Annotated in this window: 20 protein-coding genes; 3 read left to right on the top strand and 17 right to left on the bottom strand. The window is 54.5% G+C overall.

The window, feature by feature from the left end:
- Positions 1-146: 146 nt before the first annotated feature.
- The 6 genes from SR894_RS05150 to SR894_RS05125 form a co-directional block, all read right to left on the bottom strand.
- Positions 147-995: an MOSC domain-containing protein gene (locus SR894_RS05150; protein WP_133731212.1), complete on the bottom strand. Its 849-nt coding sequence runs from the start codon at positions 993-995 to the stop codon at positions 147-149.
- Between the two features lie 71 nt (positions 996-1,066).
- Positions 1,067-2,062, bottom strand: a complete 996-nt coding sequence (gene gntR / locus SR894_RS05145) for a gluconate operon transcriptional repressor GntR (RefSeq protein WP_133731213.1) — start codon at positions 2,060-2,062, stop codon at positions 1,067-1,069.
- A 78-nt stretch (positions 2,063-2,140) separates the two neighbouring features.
- The gene (locus SR894_RS05140; RefSeq protein ID WP_133731214.1) at positions 2,141-2,668 is read right to left on the bottom strand and encodes a gluconokinase; all 528 of its coding nucleotides are present in this window, start codon (positions 2,666-2,668) and stop codon (positions 2,141-2,143) included.
- Positions 2,669-2,681: 13 nt separating this feature from the next.
- On the bottom strand, positions 2,682-3,962 hold the full coding sequence (locus SR894_RS05135; protein WP_133731215.1) for a TRAP transporter large permease: 1,281 nt from the start codon (positions 3,960-3,962) through the stop codon (positions 2,682-2,684).
- 2 nt (positions 3,963-3,964) lie between these two features.
- Positions 3,965-4,558 carry a TRAP transporter small permease gene (locus tag SR894_RS05130; RefSeq protein WP_133731216.1) on the bottom strand — a complete coding sequence of 198 codons (594 nt, stop codon included), beginning with the start codon at positions 4,556-4,558 and terminating at the stop codon, positions 3,965-3,967.
- A gap of 70 nt (positions 4,559-4,628) precedes the next feature.
- Positions 4,629-5,702, bottom strand: coding sequence for a TRAP transporter substrate-binding protein (locus SR894_RS05125; RefSeq protein WP_133731217.1), 1,074 nt, complete (start codon positions 5,700-5,702; stop codon positions 4,629-4,631).
- A 251-nt stretch (positions 5,703-5,953) separates the two neighbouring features.
- Between SR894_RS05125 and SR894_RS05120 the strand changes: the two genes are divergently transcribed.
- Positions 5,954-6,397, top strand: coding sequence for a MarR family winged helix-turn-helix transcriptional regulator (locus SR894_RS05120; protein WP_133731218.1), 444 nt, complete (start codon positions 5,954-5,956; stop codon positions 6,395-6,397).
- 118 nt (positions 6,398-6,515) lie between these two features.
- Positions 6,516-6,947 carry an organic hydroperoxide resistance protein gene (locus SR894_RS05115; protein ID WP_133731219.1) on the top strand — a complete coding sequence of 144 codons (432 nt, stop codon included), beginning with the start codon at positions 6,516-6,518 and terminating at the stop codon, positions 6,945-6,947.
- A gap of 12 nt (positions 6,948-6,959) precedes the next feature.
- On the opposite strand, the gene SR894_RS05110 is transcribed toward SR894_RS05115, so the two are convergent.
- A complete protein-coding gene (locus tag SR894_RS05110; protein ID WP_133731220.1) occupies positions 6,960-7,655 on the bottom strand; it encodes an aspartate/glutamate racemase family protein in 696 nt (231 codons plus the stop codon).
- A gap of 105 nt (positions 7,656-7,760) precedes the next feature.
- Between SR894_RS05110 and yghU the strand changes: the two genes are divergently transcribed.
- A complete protein-coding gene (gene yghU, locus SR894_RS05105; protein ID WP_133731221.1) occupies positions 7,761-8,633 on the top strand; it encodes a glutathione-dependent disulfide-bond oxidoreductase in 873 nt (290 codons plus the stop codon).
- Between the two features lie 73 nt (positions 8,634-8,706).
- Here the strand turns inward: yghU and SR894_RS05100 are convergent, their stop codons facing one another.
- The 10 genes from SR894_RS05100 to SR894_RS05055 all read right to left on the bottom strand — a co-directional run bounded on the left by SR894_RS05100 (position 8,707) and on the right by SR894_RS05055 (position 18,487).
- Positions 8,707-9,021, bottom strand: a complete 315-nt coding sequence (locus tag SR894_RS05100; protein ID WP_133731222.1) for a DUF6693 family protein — start codon at positions 9,019-9,021, stop codon at positions 8,707-8,709.
- 92 nt (positions 9,022-9,113) lie between these two features.
- Entirely contained in the window at positions 9,114-9,635 is a 522-nt protein-coding gene (locus tag SR894_RS05095; protein ID WP_133731223.1) for a DUF421 domain-containing protein, read from the bottom strand.
- Between the two features lie 179 nt (positions 9,636-9,814).
- Positions 9,815-10,804, bottom strand: a complete 990-nt coding sequence (locus SR894_RS05090; RefSeq protein ID WP_133731224.1) for a lipid A deacylase LpxR family protein — start codon at positions 10,802-10,804, stop codon at positions 9,815-9,817.
- A 255-nt stretch (positions 10,805-11,059) separates the two neighbouring features.
- Entirely contained in the window at positions 11,060-11,599 is a 540-nt protein-coding gene (locus SR894_RS05085) for a YaeQ family protein (protein ID WP_133731225.1), read from the bottom strand.
- Positions 11,600-11,668: 69 nt separating this feature from the next.
- Positions 11,669-12,370 (bottom strand): glutathione S-transferase family protein, encoded by a 702-nt coding sequence (locus tag SR894_RS05080; protein ID WP_133731226.1) that lies wholly within the window; start codon positions 12,368-12,370, stop codon positions 11,669-11,671.
- Between the two features lie 54 nt (positions 12,371-12,424).
- On the bottom strand, positions 12,425-13,042 hold the full coding sequence (locus SR894_RS05075) for a LysE family translocator (protein ID WP_133731227.1): 618 nt from the start codon (positions 13,040-13,042) through the stop codon (positions 12,425-12,427).
- 103 nt (positions 13,043-13,145) lie between these two features.
- Entirely contained in the window at positions 13,146-13,919 is a 774-nt protein-coding gene (locus SR894_RS05070; protein ID WP_133731228.1) for an enoyl-CoA hydratase-related protein, read from the bottom strand.
- 117 nt (positions 13,920-14,036) lie between these two features.
- Positions 14,037-14,885, bottom strand: coding sequence for a 3-hydroxybutyryl-CoA dehydrogenase (locus tag SR894_RS05065; RefSeq protein WP_133731229.1), 849 nt, complete (start codon positions 14,883-14,885; stop codon positions 14,037-14,039).
- A 56-nt stretch (positions 14,886-14,941) separates the two neighbouring features.
- On the bottom strand, positions 14,942-16,573 hold the full coding sequence (locus SR894_RS05060; protein ID WP_133731230.1) for an acyl-CoA synthetase: 1,632 nt from the start codon (positions 16,571-16,573) through the stop codon (positions 14,942-14,944).
- 126 nt (positions 16,574-16,699) lie between these two features.
- Positions 16,700-18,487 (bottom strand): acyl-CoA dehydrogenase, encoded by a 1,788-nt coding sequence (locus SR894_RS05055; protein WP_133731231.1) that lies wholly within the window; start codon positions 18,485-18,487, stop codon positions 16,700-16,702.
- Between the last annotated feature and the right edge of the window lie 74 nt (positions 18,488-18,561).

The following is an 18,561-nucleotide window of genomic DNA, read 5'->3' as shown; positions in this document are numbered from 1 at the left end:
GGCGCTTCCCCACAGTGTAAAAATACTAGTGTGCTAGAGTCTCGGACACTAGAGACTCCCTATAAAAGCGTCAACGACAAATTAATCAATCCGTCTATCTTGACAAGTTAAAAAACGCATTTTTAACTATTAGTATGCTGAGCTTTCTAGACGCTGCGGGCTGTTACTGTCAGTCTATCACCCACGCGAATAACACTGCCGTCGCCGGCTACCAGCGTAGCGTTTTGGCCAAAGTGGGCGCCTTTTAAGGTGGGCTGGGTGTTGAGTTCAATCAAGGTTTTCAGCGGTTCAGCTGGGGCAGGCACTGCCGCGGTATGCTGATCGATGGTGGTAATCTTGCAGCGCTTGCAGGGCTTGCGTAACGCTAGCTGAAAGGCGCCGTCTTGCTCAGTCAACGTTGCCCAGTGATCTTCCGCCCAAGCCTCGTCACTCTCTACGACGATATTGGGCCGAAAGCGGTTCATGGGCACGGGGGCGTGCCCACCTGCTACTAAGGCCTGGTTCAGGGCGTCTAACGACCCTGTAGTCGCAATCAAGAAGGGGTAGCCGTCAGAGAAGTAGGTATGCGCCGCCCCGCCATCAAGGAAATCCTCTTCAACGGCACGGGTAAACTCGGTAGCAAAGCGCACCATGCTAAGCCCCTGAACCTGCTCGCCCAAGGCGGCAACCAACCAGTGCGATACTTCATCGCTCTCTGGCAGAGCTTTACAGTGGTCATTCCACACACTGACCAGGCGCAAATTTCCCTCTGGCTCGGCCAGCGGTACGCTCAACGGCTCGACGTTAGGATGCGACAGCACCAAGTGCTCATCGGTCAGCGCGACCTCAACGGTGGCAAGCGCCGGGAGTTGGCGCTGGGTCACAAAACGCTGCTGCGCATCCACCAGCATCCAGCGGCGATCCCAGGCTAGTCCGTGCTCTTGCAGCTCGCTTTGAGTCACGCTGATGCCTTTTAGCGATTTGACGGGGTAAATATTGAGTTGAGTAATCTGCACGACGGCCTCGCGACAAAAGTAAAAGGCTACTTTAGTCATTTACGCCGCTAACGGCTACTCGATAACGCGCTCTATAAGGTCATTCCCACTTCAATACGGTAACCCAAATCAACCACTTTCTGGGTTAGCAATTCTCCACGAATCCGCGCCAATAATTCCGCCGCTGCCGCTTCGCCTATGGCCTGACGCGGAGTGACTACGCTGGCAAGCCGTGGCGTCATAACGTGCCCCACGTCGTGGCCATGGAAGCCAGCCAAGGCCATCCGCCCAGGTACATCAATCCCCCGCCGCTGGCACTCGAAATAGGCCCCTACTGCCACGTCATCGTTGGTGCAGAACAGGCCATCCGCCGCTGGATAATCGACGATTATCTGTTGCAGCAGCGCCGCCCCCACGCTGTAAGAGGAGCGCTGAGTGCTTTGTAAGGTGACGGGTGTTAATCCATGCTCCTCCATGGCGCGACGGTAGCCCTGCTCACGCTGTCGGGTGCGCTCATCCAAGCGCACCGCCAGATAAATCACCTGACGTCGACCACGTCGGATCATCTCACTCACCATGTCATACGCCGCTTGAACGTTATCGTAGCCCACTACCTGCTGCAGCGGAGGGCGGTGGGTGTCCATGATCTCAACAATTGGAATGCCGGCGGTTTCCAGCATGCGCAGGCTGCGCGGTGTATGGTCACGGTCAGACAGAATCACCCCATCGACGTTATAGGAGAGCAAAGATGCCAGACTCCGCTCCTCAAGCTCTGGGCTATAGCCATAGTGGGAAAGCATTAGGTGATAACCTGCCGGCTCCGTCAGCGTTTCGATACCGAGGATGACATCGGCGAATACCTGATTGGTAAGCGACGGCACCAGCACCCCGATGGAGTGGCTGGTCGCCCGTGAGAGCAAATCCGGTGCGCGATTGGGAATATAGCCAATCTGCTCAGCAACCGAGAAGATACGCTCTCGGAGGCCTTCCGAGACCGTTTCAGGGTCGCGCAGGCAGCGGCTTACCGTCATTTTGGTAGCCCCTACGTGATTGGCGATATCCTGCAGGGTTGGGCGTTTTTTCTTCAAAAAGTGACTGCCTTATGCAACGTGTAAGCGATAGGGCCTAGCCTAACCAGCAGCGACCCTAATGCTTATTCCTGCCTTTTAACTTAGCGAGTGGCTGGGCGTCGACAATGTGGCAGCAAATTGCGTAACGATCACTTGGGGCGATAAAGCAATCGAGGCATTGAAGGCCTCCTCTCTACTCGGTGGTTCCAAGTCGGCCAGCTGGCTGGCCAACATGGTATCACCTTTAAAGAAGTGCCCGGCCCGGGTTTCAAGCCGTTCAAGCAGTAGCTCCCGGCTGCCCTCTAAATACAGGATCTGCAACGCTGAGTCGCCCTGTCGCAGTCGATCGCGGTAGCGTTTTTTCAACCCAGAGCAAGCAATCACCAGCGATTCACTCTTTGCCCGATACTCGGCAAACAGCGCCGCCAAGGTATCCAGCCACTCGCTCCGGTCATCGTCGTTAAGCGGCTTGCCGCTAGCCATTTTGGCAACGTTAGCGGGCGAGTGGTAGTCATCACCATCGATAAAGGTCGCTCCTAGGGTTAGCGCCAACTGTTGGCCAATGTGCGACTTCCCTGAGCCGGACACGCCCATCACCAAAATACGATGCGAGAGGGTCTTCACAGAGGCTCTCCTATTAATTGCCGCGCACGGCGGTGAGGTCGGGCAGCCAGGTAACGATACCTGGGAAAGCGACCAGGATCACCAACACCACCAATAGAGCCGCATAGTAAGGCAGCATGGCTTTGACCAACGACTCCATAGAAACTTTACCTACACCGCAACCTACATAGAGGCAGGTGCCCACCGGTGGGGTTAATAACCCGATGCCCAATACAAAGGCCATCAGCACGCCGAAGTAAGCCGCATCAACGCCCACCGAGGTGACAATGGGAGCCAGCATAGGCGCCATAATTACCATTGCCGGAGTCAAGTCCATCACAAATCCCACCAACAGCAGCAAGAAGGCCACAATCAACAGCAGCATAAACGGGTCTTGAGTGATCGACTGAACTTGGCTAACCAGGGTTTGCGGCACCATATTAATGGTCAGGAACCAAGCGATTACCGTCGCAAACGCCAGTAACATCATGACCATACCGGTCAAGCGGGCCGTACGAATCAGCATACCGACAAGCTCTTTAAGCTTGAATTCGCGGTAGACCACCAGCGAAATAGCCAGCGAATAGAGCAGTGCCGCTACGGCGGCTTCGGTGGCCGTAAACACGCCGCCAATAATACCGCCAATCACAATCACCGGAAGCACTAGCGCCATCCAGGCATCTTTGAAGGCTTTCCAAAGACGATCCCAGCGGAACTGCTGCACGCCGCCACCATCCTTTTTGGCAAGAATATAGGTGGTCACCATCAGCGCAAAGCCAATCAGCAGGCCGGGGATAATACCGGCGATAAACAGGCGGCTAATGGAAGTCTCAGTGACGATGCCGTAGAGAATCAGAGGAATCGAGGGTGGAATAATGATCCCGATTACTGACGATACGGTATTAATTGCGGTGGCATTGGCAGCCGTATACCCCTGTTCTTTCATAGAGGGAATCATCATCGCACCGGTAGCGGCCGTATCGGCCACCGCTGACCCACTGATGCCGCCAAAGAACATCGAGCCGGTGATAGCAACCTGCCCTAGCCCGCCGCGCATAAAGCCCACCATAGCGCCAGCCAGCTCCATCAAGCGGCGAGCGATACCGCCATTGCTCATCACCTCACCGACTAAAATAAAGAACGGAATTGCCAGCAGCGGAAAGCTATTTACCCCGCGGATGGACTGCTCGATCATGATCGACAGTGGAATATCAGAGAGTACCGCCATCACCAACGCGGCAACGCCCAGGCCAAAGGCAATGGGCAGCCCGATAACGATGGAGGCCAATAAAATAGCCAGAAAAATCCATAGCATGATTAGCGCTCCCGCTCAGGGTGTCGAATAACGTTCAGGCTGACCCACATTCGCCACATCGATACCGCCGCAATAAAAATGACGCATAGCACCAGCGAAAGGCTGATAAAGCTCAGCGGCACGTCCATAATCGCCGAACGCCCACTAGAGTGTGCCAATACTTGGTAGCCGCCCCAAATCATCACTACCATGAGGCCGGTAATAATCAGGTGCTGCAGCAGATATAGCATATGCGCCAAGCGCAGCGGCAGGCGCCGTACAAGAGCGTCAACGGCAATGTGCTCGTAACGGGAAAACGCCGCAGCGGCACCGATAAATACCAGCCATATAAACAGCATACGCGCGAGCTCATCCGCCCACGGCAGCGAGTTATTAAACAACGCACGTCCCACCACGTTGCAGGAAACGGACACAATCAACGCCACTAAAATAGCGCCGATCAAATACTCCATGCCTAAAGTCATCCAGCGGAACAATGCCGGGCCTTGGCGAGTATCGGTATCGATTTCCAGCAACTTGCGATTAGGGTCATCCAGATACACCGATGGATCTTCAATCGGCGTGGGGGTATTTGGGGGTGTAGAGGAGAGTGACATAGGAGCTCCAGGGCACTGACACGTCGGGCAGGCCCAATGGCCTGCCCGAGTAGTGCGCTAAACGTAAGGTTTAGTTGCTGCTCTCTTCAACAATCTTTTGAATGTCGGCGATCAGGTCTTCACCAATACGCGGCGCCCACTCTTCATAAACCGGTTGAACGGCATCCTGGAACGCGGCTAACTGCTCATCGTCCAGGCGGGTAATTTCCATTCCGCGCTCTGCAAGCTGATCCCGTGACCAATCATCGTATTCAGCAGAAAGCTGAATTTCATATTCAGCGGACTGACGCGCCGCTTCCAGCACCAGCTCTTGGTACTCGGGCGCCATACGATCCCAGGTACGCTCAGAAAGCATCATGATAAAGGGAGTATAGACGTGACGCGTCTCAGTGCCATAATCCTGCACCTCATGGAAGTTAGAGGTGAGGATGGTGCTCCATGGGTTTTCCTGGCCATCAACAACGCCCTGCTCCATGGCAGAGAACAGCTCACCAAAGGCCATCGGCGTTGGGTTGGCGCCTAACGCTTCCCAAATTGCCAGGTGCACCGGGTTTTCCATGGTACGTACGCTTAAACCGCGCACATCTAGACCTGCAACGTCTTCAGGACTCGCCACCGGGCGTGCGCTGTTCGAGAGCTGACGATAGCCATTCTCAGAGAAGGCGAGCGCTTTCAGACCGGTACCTTCAAAGGCATCCAGCATGTCCTGGGCCACATCGCTCTGCATCACAGCCACGGCTGCTTCACGGCTAGGGAGCAGGAACGGCAGATCGAAAGCGGCTAGTTCTTCAACGTAACCAGTGGTGGCAGAGCTGGAAGGATAGGTCATATCCAGCGTACCGGTTTGCAGCATTTCCATCATTTGAACGTCATCACCTAACTGACTGTTAGGGAAGACATTAACGGTAATACGGCCGTCGGTACGCTGCTCCAGAATCTCACCAAAGTATTGGCTGGATAGGTACTGTGGCGAACTTTCCGCAAGGCCGATGCCCATGCGCAAAGTATGCGAGCCGTGGTCGCCAACTACCTCGCCTTCAATCTCAGGAGGATCAGAAAGCTCAGGGCTCTGGGCATGAGCCATACCAAATGTCAGGGTGGTCGCGCCGACGAAGGTCAGTGTGTTGCGCCAAATAGGTGTCATAGCGTTATCTCCAAATACTCGTTGTTGTTAATGACTGGGTTGTTAATAGCTGAGTCGTTAATAGCGAGGTTGTTAATGGCTGATTCAATGAACGGCAACTTGTTACCGGTAACATCCAGTAAGCGAAGGCTAGCTACCTGCCCTGTGCGTGTCAAAACAAAACTGCCAACTTACGACCAACGTCTAGGGATAGCCACTAACTGCTTCCCGCGCTACATTACCCTACGTATTTCGGATCGGAACCCATACTTGTGCAACCATCTTGTAGCGAATTAGAGCTCGATCACCAACTTTGCTTTGCGCTCTATTCAACCTCGTTGATGATGACCAAAGTTTATAAACCCTTGCTCAAAAAGTTGGGGCTAACTTACCCGCAATACCTGGCGATGCTGGTGCTTTGGCAAAACGATGGCATCACGGTAGGCACTATGAGTAAGCGCCTACTAACAGACCCTGGCTCACTTACGCCGCTGCTTAAGCGACTTGAAGCCGATCAACTGTTGAATCGCAAACGCAGCCATGAAGACGAACGCGTAGTAGAGCTTTACCTCACAGACAAAGGCAAAGCGTTGCGCGAACAGGCGTGCGATATTCCCAGCTGTGTGGTGCATGCCAGCGAGCAGTCAATTGAGGCACTGACCATGCTTAAAGAGGACTTAGTGCGGCTGCGTGATAGCCTGCAAAAGAACCAGTAGCCTTTGCTTTTTGGCGCAGGGCGTAGCGATTTATTTGGCGTTTATATTGCGCGCAAAATAAAGCTGCGCTAAGTTAATAGCGTAAGTTCATAATGAAAATACCGACAGGAGATAGCAAATGACGACCACTATTGAAAATGTTGTTTACCGTGCTCACGCCACCGCTACCGGCGGCCGTGAAGGCCAAGCCAAATCGTCCGATGGCGCGCTGGATGTTAAACTCAGCACGCCCAAAGAGCTGGGAGGCGCAGGCGGTGATGGCACCAATCCTGAGCAGCTCTTTGCCGCTGGCTACTCGGCCTGCTTTTTAGGCGCACTAAAGCATGTCGCTGGCCAGGAAAAAGTAAAGCTACCCCAGGATACGAAAATTGATGGCCACGTTGGTATCGGCGCCATTCCTACCGGCTTTGGCATCGAAGTCGAGCTAAAAATCAGTCTGCCTGGCCTTGAGCAAGACGTTGCCCAGCAGCTGGTCGATAAAGCCCATGTTGTCTGCCCCTATTCCAACGCGACCCGTGGCAATATTAATGTCACCCTGACGTTGGTATAAGCCGCTAGCCACCTACTTAGCTAGCGCCCACGCCACCGCTCTCTGGGCATGCAGAGCGGTGGTGTCGTAAAGGGGCACCGCGGTATCGCCCTGGCCTACCAGCATGGCGATTTCGGTACAGCCTAAAATCACCCCCTGGGCGCCTTGGGCATGCAAGGCATCAATGATTGCCAAATAGCGCTGACGTGATTCATCTTCAATGCGGCCCTGGCAAAGTTCATCAAAGATAATCCGATGAACGATGTCGCGCTCAGACTGATCCGGCACCACGACCTCAATGCCGAACCGCTGTTCTAATCGACCAATATAAAAGTCCTGTTCCATGGTAAAGCGCGTACCCAATAGGCCAACCCGGGTAATGCCGTCTGCGGTGAGTTGTTCAGCCGTGGCATCGGCAATATGCAGCAGCGGAATAGCAATAGCCTGTTCAATGGCAGGTGCCACTTTATGCATGGTGTTAGTGGCAATCAGCAGGCAATCGGCGCCCGCCCGCTCGACGCTTTGGGCAGCGCTGGCCAGCAGATCGCCAGCCGCGTGCCAATCGCCTTGCTGCTGCAGTGCTTCAATGTCGGCAAAATCGACGCTAACCATCACGATCTTAGCCGAATGAAAGCCACCTAGCGCCGCTTTTACGCCTTCGTTTAAGGCCCGGTAGTAGCCTTGGGTAGATTCCCAGCTCATACCGCCGAGTACACCAATAACACGCATCCGCCACCTCATTTGGGAAAATGAACTACTTTATTATCAGGCTAATCACTAGCTACGCCTTGTAGCTGCTTTGACACTGATAGAATATTTATAGCGAGGAAACTAATGAGCGACAACACCTATACTCCGCCGAGCGTTTGGAAATGGGAACCTGGCAACGGTGGTAAATTTGCCAATATCAATCGCCCAATCGCAGGCCCTACCCATGACAAGGCGCTGCCGGTAGGCAAACACCCACTTCAGCTCTACTCCCTGGCCACGCCCAATGGTGTCAAAGTCACCGTGATGCTGGAAGAGCTGCTGGAGAAAGGCGTAACAGGCGCTGAGTACGACGCTTACCTGATTCAAATTGGCGAAGGCGATCAATTCAGCAGCGGCTTTGTTGAGGTGAACCCCAACTCCAAAATTCCGGCACTGATGGATCACTCAGCCAATCCCCCCCAGCGAGTGTTTGAGTCTGGCGCAATCCTGCTCTATTTGGCTGAAAAATTTGGCGAGTTCTTACCCAGCGACCCGGCGAAGCGTACCGAGTGCCTCTCTTGGCTATTCTGGCAAATGGGCAGCGCGCCAATGTTAGGCGGCGGCTTTGGCCATTTTTACGCCTACGCACCGGAAAAGTATCAGTACCCGATTGACCGCTACACCATGGAAGTCAAGCGCCAGCTTGATGTGCTTGACCGCCACTTGGCGGAAAATCGCTTTATGGCCGGCGATGAGTACACCATTGCCGATATGGCGATTCACCCTTGGTATGGTGCGCTGGTGAAAAATCGCGTTTATGAAGCGGCCGAGTTCTTGGAAGCTCACACTTACAAGAACGTTCTACGCTGGACGGAAGAGATCGATGAGCGCCCCGCCGTTAAACGCGGCCGTATGGTCAACCGCTCCTTTGGCGAGCCGCACGAGCAGTTGCACGAACGTCATGATGCCAGCGATTTTGAACTTCGCACCCAAGATAAACTGGCTGACGGGGAGTAAGTAGCCCAACAAAAGAGCCTACGCTTGATCTCTCAGCGTAGGCTCTTGGTAGCTTTCAGATTACAAGCTAAGACTATGCAACCCGTGAGTTATTCAAGGCGTAATTCCATACCCGGTAGAAGTAGAAAATATACCCCAGTCCAAAGGTGACCAGCGAAATCAGCATCCAGAGGATAATATGGCCAATGTTGCTGAACAGGTTGATATCACAAACCATTTTTCGCTCCACCCCAGCAGCATCCACTACCGAGGTACGGTTAATCACAAATCGTGAAAACGAATAGGGGAAGAAAAATAGCGCTATGCCAATGGTAACGATACTGAGTACCACCCAAATAATCAGATGGCCAATAATATCGAGAATGGAAAGATCAGCTTTGATATTCACGTTGCGTCCTTAAAATTAACAGTGGCGAAGAATACCACCGCTAGGCACAAACGTGAACGATGAAATTAATATTACTTAGGCCCATATTGGCTTCAACGGGGGCCGCGAACACCCTCTAAACTCGAATGACTGCTCTCTGCATGAGGCTTGATGACACTCATGGAACCATCCGTTTCCAAGACCACTGCTTCCACAGCCGTCACATCAGCAATACCACTACCGCGAATAGCCGACTGAACTTCATCCTGAGTAACCCGTGCTTTTTGCATGGAGGTAGTAATAAATTCTCCACGATAAAGCAACATCAATGGCTCGCCCGTCACTAACCGACGTACCCAGGCGGTTCTGACACTGAACCAAGTAATGATGAACTGAAGAGAAATCAGTAGCGCCATCGCCACAGCGCCCTCAGCTAATGCTACATCTTTAGATAAGAGAACCGTGGCCAATGTGGAACCAAGCGCCACCGTGACAATTAAATCGAAGGCGTTCATCTTCGAAAGCGTGCGATTACCCGATATTCGCAAGAAAAAAACGAGAGCAGCGTAAGCCAGTATCCCAACAATAATAACTCGCAGTAAACTTCCCCAACCATTAAAAAAATACATTTCCATGTACCCTTACTCCCTTAAATGCCAACGTTATGTAAACATCACATATCCAACATTAAGGCTAGCAGGACTGGATCAGTTGTATAGGATATCGGGGAATTAGTGCTGACTCTCCCACCACTCGGCATAGGAACTGTTATGGGGCGCAAGGCCGCCTTCATCGGGGTATGGAATGTAGCCCTTTAGAAGCGCTTAGATAGCGTGATGGAGCCAAACTTATCCTGCTCTTCCTGGCCATCAAATTCACGTGAGCGCTGTACAACAGCGTAGGTGACCTGCCAATCTTCCCAGGCCAGCGCCAGCCCTGCTGAGACATCGCCCACCCACTCTTGGCGATCAACCGAGTGACTATTTCTAAACGTATTACCGTCCAGTGTCAGATTCTGCGCCATGTAGTAACCGTCGACGCTGGCAAACAGGTACCACTGCCACCCCTCTTTACCCGTCATATAGTGTCGGCTGCCGGAGTTTGGCGTTAGTGTAGGAATGCCAGGGGCCTCATCTCCCCAACGCACGCTATACCCAGCGCTTGCGTAGGTATAGAGGTTACCCAAAGCAGCGCTGATGCTGGGGCCATGGGCAAACTGCTTGCCGATCAATGGGGAGCTATGCCACCACTGGCGACGCATGGAGACGTTGACGATGGCTTCATCACCAAGCTGGTTATCCCAACCGCTGGGGCGGTCGCTTTCAGTAATGCGATGCACTTCACGTTGAATGCTATCGGCAAGCGACGAAGGCCCTACCAAGCCAATATCCAGGTGCAGGTCAGTCGCTTGGCGCCAGTTGCCCGTGGGCACATCTTCGTAAAGTGACATACCGCCGTAAACAATCCCTGCGTAGGGTCGATCATCTTCGATCAGTCCACGCTGCTCAATATTGTTTGGCGTATAAATCTGATGCACCAGACGAAAAGCTGCCATGTCAGCGCTGCCAATGAGGCTATCAGGTAACGCGGTGGCCAAGCGCTGCGTCCAGCTTTGCGCTTCAGGTTCAAATGCCCAATTTAGCTCAAAACCGCTGGTAAAGTGGCCATCATCGCTGCTGGCCATGCCATCATTTTCGTGCTTAATCGAGAGGATGCTATCGTCGGCTTGCGCCAGTACTGGCAGCAGGCTTACTACAGCCACGAGCGGTAGCAGCTGCCATCGTAAAGGGGTCTTTGCTTTCATTACTCATTCCTTGAGAAAGATCTTGGGCCTGTTTTTTGAAACTGCTTGATTAAGAATAGCAACAAACATTGTTGATTGTATGTAATTATGCAAAAAGATAGCAAGCATACTTTTACTGTCTTCGACAGAAAAAGCTAAGTCACTAAAATTAGGGTAAGGGATGGCCCGTAGGACACCCCTTATGCTGATGATTGCTCAGATTTATAGCGTAGTAGACTAAACCGAAGTTTGTAGGCTAATGACCAAGGCCAATCACTATCTGTCGCGCAGCAGCCACTGCGGGGTGATTTCATGCTGGCCATTTTCATCGGTAATAAACAGCGATCCTTCGCTGATCATTACCGCCCAATTAATCGCCCTTGGCAGGTCTTTAGCGATAGTCGCTAGAGCCTCTTGTGGCAGGCCCGCCACATGGACATTTTTCAGCGATGCCACACTGGGCAACACTTTACTTTCCCATTGATCTACCCGGCCGTAAGCAAGGAGGGACACGCGTTCTGCCCTACGTGAGCACCAGGTAACCCGCTCGGCATCAGGCAAACCCACTTCGATCCAGTGCAGTAGGCGACCGTCTAGGCTTTTCTCCCACAGTGCCGGTTCATCTACATCGGAAAGCCCACGCCCGAAGGCAAGCGTTTCGCTATACCACAGCACATAGGCGAGCAGGCGCGCGGTCATTCGCTCTTCGGTCTCTGATGGATGGCGAGCCACGGTAAAGCGCAGCGTTTCATACACCCCGCGATCCAAATCGGTCAGGTTAATATCAACTTTGTAGGGCGTTGCGCTAAGAGCCATGGAAGTTTCCAAACGAAATTTGCGTCAGTGTACCCGATGCAGGGTGTCCTTGGTGAATAGCCTGAAAGGTTAAGCTTTGCGGTGGTCAGCTGTCACTGTGCCATTTTTCAACGTATCGGCCTCGTGCAAGGACTCCCGCCATGGCTCTTCTAGCGCGGCTTGATACCATGCCTGCATGGCAGGCAGCGCTAGCAAGCGCTCGACATACGCCCGGGACTTCTCGCTAACCGGCAAGCTGAATGTCTGCATGCGAAAGGCCACAGGGGCGTAAAACGCATCTACCGCGGAGAAGGTTTCACCCGCTAAAAAAGGCCCACCAAAGCGCTCAAGCCCTTGCTGCCATAGTGCATCCACGCGTGCCAGATCGGCCTTGAGGTTGGCCGATAAGCTATTCAATTTCACCCGCATACCGCAGTTCATTGGACAGTCGCCGCGCAGGGCGCTAAAGCTGCTGTGCATCTCTGCTGTGGCTGAGCGTGCCCAGGCGCGGGCAGCTTTATCACTCGGCCAGACATTAGCGTGCTGCTCGGCCAGATACTCGACAATCGCCAGGGAGTCCCACACCGCCAGCTCGCCCTCGTCCGTCACCTCCACTAGGCAAGGCACTAAGCCTGAAGGGGAAAAGCGGGTAAAGGTGGCATGACTCGCGCCAGTGCCCCCTTCAAAGGGCATTAGGTGTTCGTTAAACGGAATCTCCAGTGCTTTCATCAGCACCCAAGGGCGCAGCGACCAAGAAGAGTAATTCTTGTTGGCAATATAGAGATCAAACATGCAGCGCTCCTTTTGTGGAGAATTGAATTAACCGATCGATGAAGGCAGCCTCTCTTAACGTGCCGCCTGAGCCAGCGTATTACCGCCTAACCCCATTAATACACCACCGCCAATGCGCTGAATGAGTCGGGAGGAACCATGGGATTTTTGTAACCACTCACGCAATGGGCTGGCCAGCAGCACCACCACAACATCCGCCGATGAGAACAGCGCATTGGTGGCGATACCTAACCAGAGCAGTTGCCACGCTACCGGCATAGCGCTCTCGGGCTGCACAAACTGGGGCAGAAACGCGACAAAGAAAAGCGCGGTTTTAGGGTTGAGCACCTCCACCAAAAAGCTGTCACGTAGCACGCGTTTAGTGGTTGCCAGCGGTACCTCATCGCCATGGGCACGAATGCCCTGTTGCCATAGCCGCAACCCCATCCAGAGCAGGTAGAGTCCGCCAATGATTTTCATGGCGATATAGGCAGGCGGAATCGCTGCAAACAGCAGTGCCAAGCCTAGCGCGGCGGCTACCACATGAACGTAGCAGCCCATGTGCACACCCATGACCGCTAACCACCCTGCTCGTCGGCCACGCCCCAGGGTTTGCGCTGCGGTATACAACATCGCAGGCCCAGGGAGGTAGGCAAAACCCAGCGCGGCGAGGATAAACGCGGCCCATTGCATCGTGGCAACTCCGAAGAGATCAGTAGTAGGAAGCCTTTGAGAATAAAACGGGGATGACGCAAGCGCCACCCCCTAAATAAGTAAAACTGGAATGAATAAAGGCTTAGAAATTAGCTTTACGCTTCTCGACAAAGGCCGCCATACCTTCTTTCTGCTCATCACCGGCAAAGCAGAAGGCAAACAGGCTGGTTTCCAGCGCCAGCGCGCTGTCCAGGTCTTGATCCATCCCGTCGTGAACCGCCTGCTTGGCACCGCGCACTGACTGCGGGCCGTTACCTTTAAGCTGTTTAGTGAGCTCTTCAGCGTAGCTCTCCAGCTCTGCTTGCGGCATTACCCGGTTCACCAAGCCAATACGCAGTGCCTCTTGGGCGTCGATTTTGCGCCCGGTGGTGACCAGATCAATCGCCATCGCGGGGCCAACGCGGCGTGGCAGGCGTTGCGTACCCCCAAAGCCAGGAATGACGCCCAGCAGCACTTCCGGTTGACCAAACACCGCGTTGTCGCTGGCTACCGCCCAGTCGCAGGCCAGTGCCAATTCGCAGCCGCCGCCAAGGCAAAACCCGTTCACCAGCGCGACCACCGGCACGGGCAGAGTCTCTAGGCGTTTAATGGTTCGCAGCGCTTGCATGGCAAAAGCCCGCGCTTCTTCAGGCGTTTTCTCACGCATTTCAGTGATATCAGCACCCGCTACGAAGGACTTCTCGCCCGCGCCTGTAATCAGCACAGCACGTAGGTTCGGGTGGGACTCAAGCTCTACCAGATGCGCTTCCAGCGCGGCTAACACATCGCTGTTCAGGGCATTCAGCGCTTTAGGACGATTGATGGTCAGTCGCACCATCCCATCGTTATCAACCTTCTCGATCACTGCTTCGCTCATGGCGGACTCCTTATTCGATTTGTTATGGAATATTAAAGTGAACACCACTCAACCCTAGCGAACGCTTGGTTGAGTGGCAATGACTTCTTTATGCCGCGCTCTTTTGTTCAGCGCAAGCTAGTCGTAGTGATAAAAACCGCGACCGCTCTTACGGCCAAGGTAGCCCGCTGCGACCATGCGCTTAAGCAGTGGGCAAGGACGGTATTTAGGGTCGCCAAAGCCCTCTTGAAGCACTTCCATAATCGCCAGGCAGACATCCAGGCCGATTAAATCTGCCAGCGCTAGCGGCCCCATGGGGTGAGCCGCGCCGAGCTTCATGGCTTCATCCACCGCTTCCGGTGTTGCAGTGCCTTCTTGAACAATAAAAGCCGCTTCGTTGATCATTGGCACTAGCAGGCGATTCACCGCAAAGCCCGGCGCGTCGCCTACCGGCACGGCGGTTTTACCCAACGCTTTAGCGAGGGTTTCAATCTCGTCCACGGTAGCGTCCGAGGTTTGCTCGGCACGAATCACTTCCACCAATTTGAGCACCGGCACCGGGTTAAAGAAGTGCATGCCCACTACTCGCTCGGGGTGTTCGCATACCGCTGCCAAGCGGGTGAGCGACAGCGACGAGGTGTTGGAGGCCAGAATCGTGCTACTGCTCAAGCGGCTTAGGTCTCGAAACAGCTTCTCTTTCAGCTCTGGCTGCTCGGGGGCGGCCTCAATAATCACCGCGCAGTCACTCAAGCTATCCAGCGAGGTGGTAGTCGACACGCGCGCTAAGGCAGCGCTTTTATCTGCCTCGCTGATCTTTTCTTTCGCCACCAGTTTGGTTAAGCCTTTGTCGATATTCGCCTTGGCGCGGCTTAACTGTTCCTCAGCCACATCGTAAAGGTGCACCTGATAGCCACTGGCAGCCACTACTTGGGCAATGCCCTGCCCCATGGTACCGGCTCCTACAACGCCAATTTGTTGATCACTCATGCACGCTCTCCTCTATCTATTATCACCACCATCTATTATTACCACTGGGGGGGTTATCAATGCTGCTTAGCTTCTTCGCGCAGTACGAATTTCTGAATCTTGCCCGTTGAGGTTTTCGGGAGTTCGCTAAAAATGACCGTTTTGGGCACTTTGTAGCCCGCCAAATGTTCGCGACAGTGAGCGATAATGTCAGCTTCGGTGACTTCACCATAACCGACTTTGAGCTTCACAAAGGCACAGGGCGTCTCGCCCCACTTCTCGTCGGGCTTGGCTACCACCGCAGCCTCTTCAACGGCGGGATGGCCATAAATAGCGTCCTCCACCTCAATGGTGGAGATATTTTCACCGCCGGAAATAATGATGTCCTTGGAGCGGTCTTTGATCTCGATATAGCCATCCGGATGCCATACCGCCAAGTCGCCGGTGTGGTACCAGCCGCCCTCCAGCGCCTGCTCGGTGGCTTCCGGGTTCTTTAAATAGCCCTTCATCACGTTGTTGCCGCGCATCAGTATCTCACCCATGGTTTGGCCATCTTTGGGCACTGGTTCCATGGTGAGCGGATCAGCCACGCAGAGCGCTTCGAGCATGTGGTAGCGCACCCCCTGGCGGGCTTTGATTTTGGCCCGCGATTCAATGGGTAATTCATCCCACGCCTCTCGCCAGGCGCACACCGTTACCGGGCCGTATACTTCGGTAAGGCCGTATACGTGGGTGACCTCAATGCCTAGCTTTTCGACTCCGGAAATCACTGAGGCTGGCGGCGCGGCACCAGCGGTGGTCACTTTCACCGGGTGATCAAACTCACATTTGTCTTCAGCCGGTAGATTCACCAAGCCATTAAGAATAATCGGTGCCCCGCTGAAATGGGTGACCTTTTCATCGGCGATCAACTGCATGATCTTTTTGGGATCAACGCGGCGCAGGCAGACATTCACCCCGGCGTTGGCGGCAATCGTCCAGGGAAAGCACCAGCCGTTGCAGTGGAACATCGGCAGCGTCCACAGGTAGATCGGATGGTGGGGCATTGCCCACTCCATGATATTGCTCACCGCATTGAGATAAGCGCCGCGGTGGTGATAAACCACCCCCTTGGGCTTGCCGGTGGTGCCAGAGGTGTAGTTTAGCGAGATCGCATCCCACTCATCGGCAGGCAGCTGATAGGCGAAGTCAGCGTCGCCCTCGTTAAGCAGCGCCTCGTACTCAATCTCTCCGATGCTCTGGGTCTCACCGAGAAACTCCACATCGGCGACATCAATGATCAAAGGCTTATGCGCAAGCTTGGCAACCGCTTGCTGGATGACCTCGGCAAATTCTGGATCGACAAGAATGGCTTTGGCCTCGCCGTGTTCCAGCATATAGCTGATCGCTTCGGCATCCAGGCGAATATTCAGTGTATTAAGCACACAGCCCGCTAGCGGCACACCGAAGTGCGCTTCAAACATCGCCGGAATATTGGGCAGCATCGCCGCCACCGTTTGGCCCGGCTGAATGCCTCGCTTTTCGAGCGCAGAGGCAAGCTGGCGACAGCGTGACCAGGTTTCGCTCCAGGTGCGCCGCGTGCTGCCATGTACCACAGCCGGGTAGTCGGGATAGATCGACGCCGAGCGTTCGATAAAGGTCAGCGGTGATAGCGGCACGTGGTTGGCAGCGGTTTTGGGCAAGCCTTGCTCAAAGATAGCGGTCATCATCAGCTCCTAAACTTTGTTGATATTATTGAAAGCGTTCGTTTTAAGGGTTCGTTTAAAATAGTTGTTTTGATCGCCTAGAAACAACAACGCCGCCCAAAGGGGCGGCGATACGGGCTGAAATTAACGTTAGTGAACCTCAAATTCGCTTAAACACTGCATACCCGCCTCAATCACCGCGCGCTGGGCGCGACCTACCGGCAGCCATTGGGTAATAGCAAATTCGGCGCTGCGCATCTTGGCAGTATAGAAGGGATCATCGCTGCCGTTGTTAAGGGCAGCTTGGGCGCTAAGCGCCGCCTGCCCCATCTGCCAAGCACACAGCACGTGGCCCGCCAAGTTAAGGAACGGCGTGGCATAAGCCTGTACTGCATCTGCGCCTTTTTCAGGGTCACTGCCTTGTTCTAGCACAATTGCTTGGGCGGCTTTTAAATCTTCCAAGCCTGCGGCCAAGCTATGGCCCAACGCTTTTAGTGCGGGGTCGGTGTTTAGCTGCTCCACGGTGGCGGTAACGTCATCAAGCAGCGCGGTGAGCGCATCGCCGTTGTCACGCTGGAGCTTCCGCCCCGCCAAATCAAGCGCCTGAATACCGTTAGTGCCTTCGTAAATAGGGGCAATGCGGGCATCACGTAGCAGCTGCGCCGCGCCGGTCTCTTCCACGTAGCCCATCCCGCCATGTACCTGAATGCCCATGGAGGCGATATCCACTGCCTGATCGGTAGAGAAGCTTTTGATCACTGGAATCAAAATATCCGCGCGGGCCTGGGCGGTTTGGCGGGCATTATCATTTTCAGCGTGGCGGGCAGTGTCCAACTCGGCAGCGCAGTAGAGCGCCAACGCACGCAGCGCATCGGTACGCGAGCGCATGGAGAGCAGCATACGGCGCACGTCTAAATGATCGCTGATGGTGCACTCGGCGCCGCCACGGGTTTTGGGAGAGCGCCCTTGGCGACGCTCCAACGCATAGGCAAAGGCGTGCTGGCAGGCACGTTCGGCCACGCCAATACCCTGAATACCGACTTTGTGACGCGCCTCGTTCATCATGGTGAACATATGATTAAGGCCACGCCCCTCTTCACCGACCAAGTAGCCAATGGCACCACCGTTTTCGCCAAAACTCAGGGTGCACGTCGGCGAGCCGTGAATGCCCAGCTTATGCTCAATAGAGGCGCAGGTGACATCGTTGCGCTCACCCAGCGAGCCGTCTTCATTGACCAGGAACTTGGGTACCAGAAACAGGGAGATGCCTTTGTTGCCTGTCGGAGCATCAGGCTTACGGGCCAGTACCAGGTGGATAATGTTTTCGGCGGCGTCGTGTTCGCCCCAGGTGATATAGATCTTCTGGCCGCTAATGCGGTAGTGGTCGTTTTCAGGTACCGCGCGGGTACGCACTTGGGAGAGGTCTGACCCTGCTTGGGACTCGGTCAGGTTCATGGTGCCCGTCCAGGTGCCTTCCACCAGCTTGGGCAAGTAGGTCGCTTTGAGTGCATCGCTGCCGTGATGGGCCAGCGCTTCGATAGCGCCAGCGGTCAGCATGGGGCAGAGCCCTAGCGCCATATTGGCGCCGTGAAGCATCTCCTGCACCGCACTGGCCACCACCTCGGGCAGGTTCTGGCCGCCTAGCGACTCAGAGACGCCAATACCGTTCCAGCCACCCTCGACATAAGCCTGGTATGCCGCCGCGAAGCCTTCCGGCGTCGTCACGCTGCCATCGGTGTGGCGCTTGGCCCCTTGCTGATCGCCAATCTTGTTAAGCGGGCCCCAGACGTCACCGGCCAGCTTTGCGGCCTCTTCGAGTACCGCCTCGACCAAATCGGGCGTGGCTTCTTCAAAGCCCGGCAGGCTGAGCGAACGGTGCGCTAGCAGCTCTTCGAGCACAAAGCGCAAATCGCGTACCGGTGCGGCGTAAACATTCATGGCGAACCTCGGGCTGAAAAATTAAACAATTGTTTGAAAGTACGCCCTTGATAGTAGTAATACTCTCTCACGTA

Origin of the sequence: Vreelandella neptunia, assembly GCF_034479615.1 — a bacterium.
Taxonomy (GTDB): domain Bacteria; phylum Pseudomonadota; class Gammaproteobacteria; order Pseudomonadales; family Halomonadaceae; genus Vreelandella; species Vreelandella neptunia.
The sequence above is the reverse complement of the archived record's forward strand: the minus strand, read 5'-3'. Positions and strand labels throughout refer to the sequence as shown.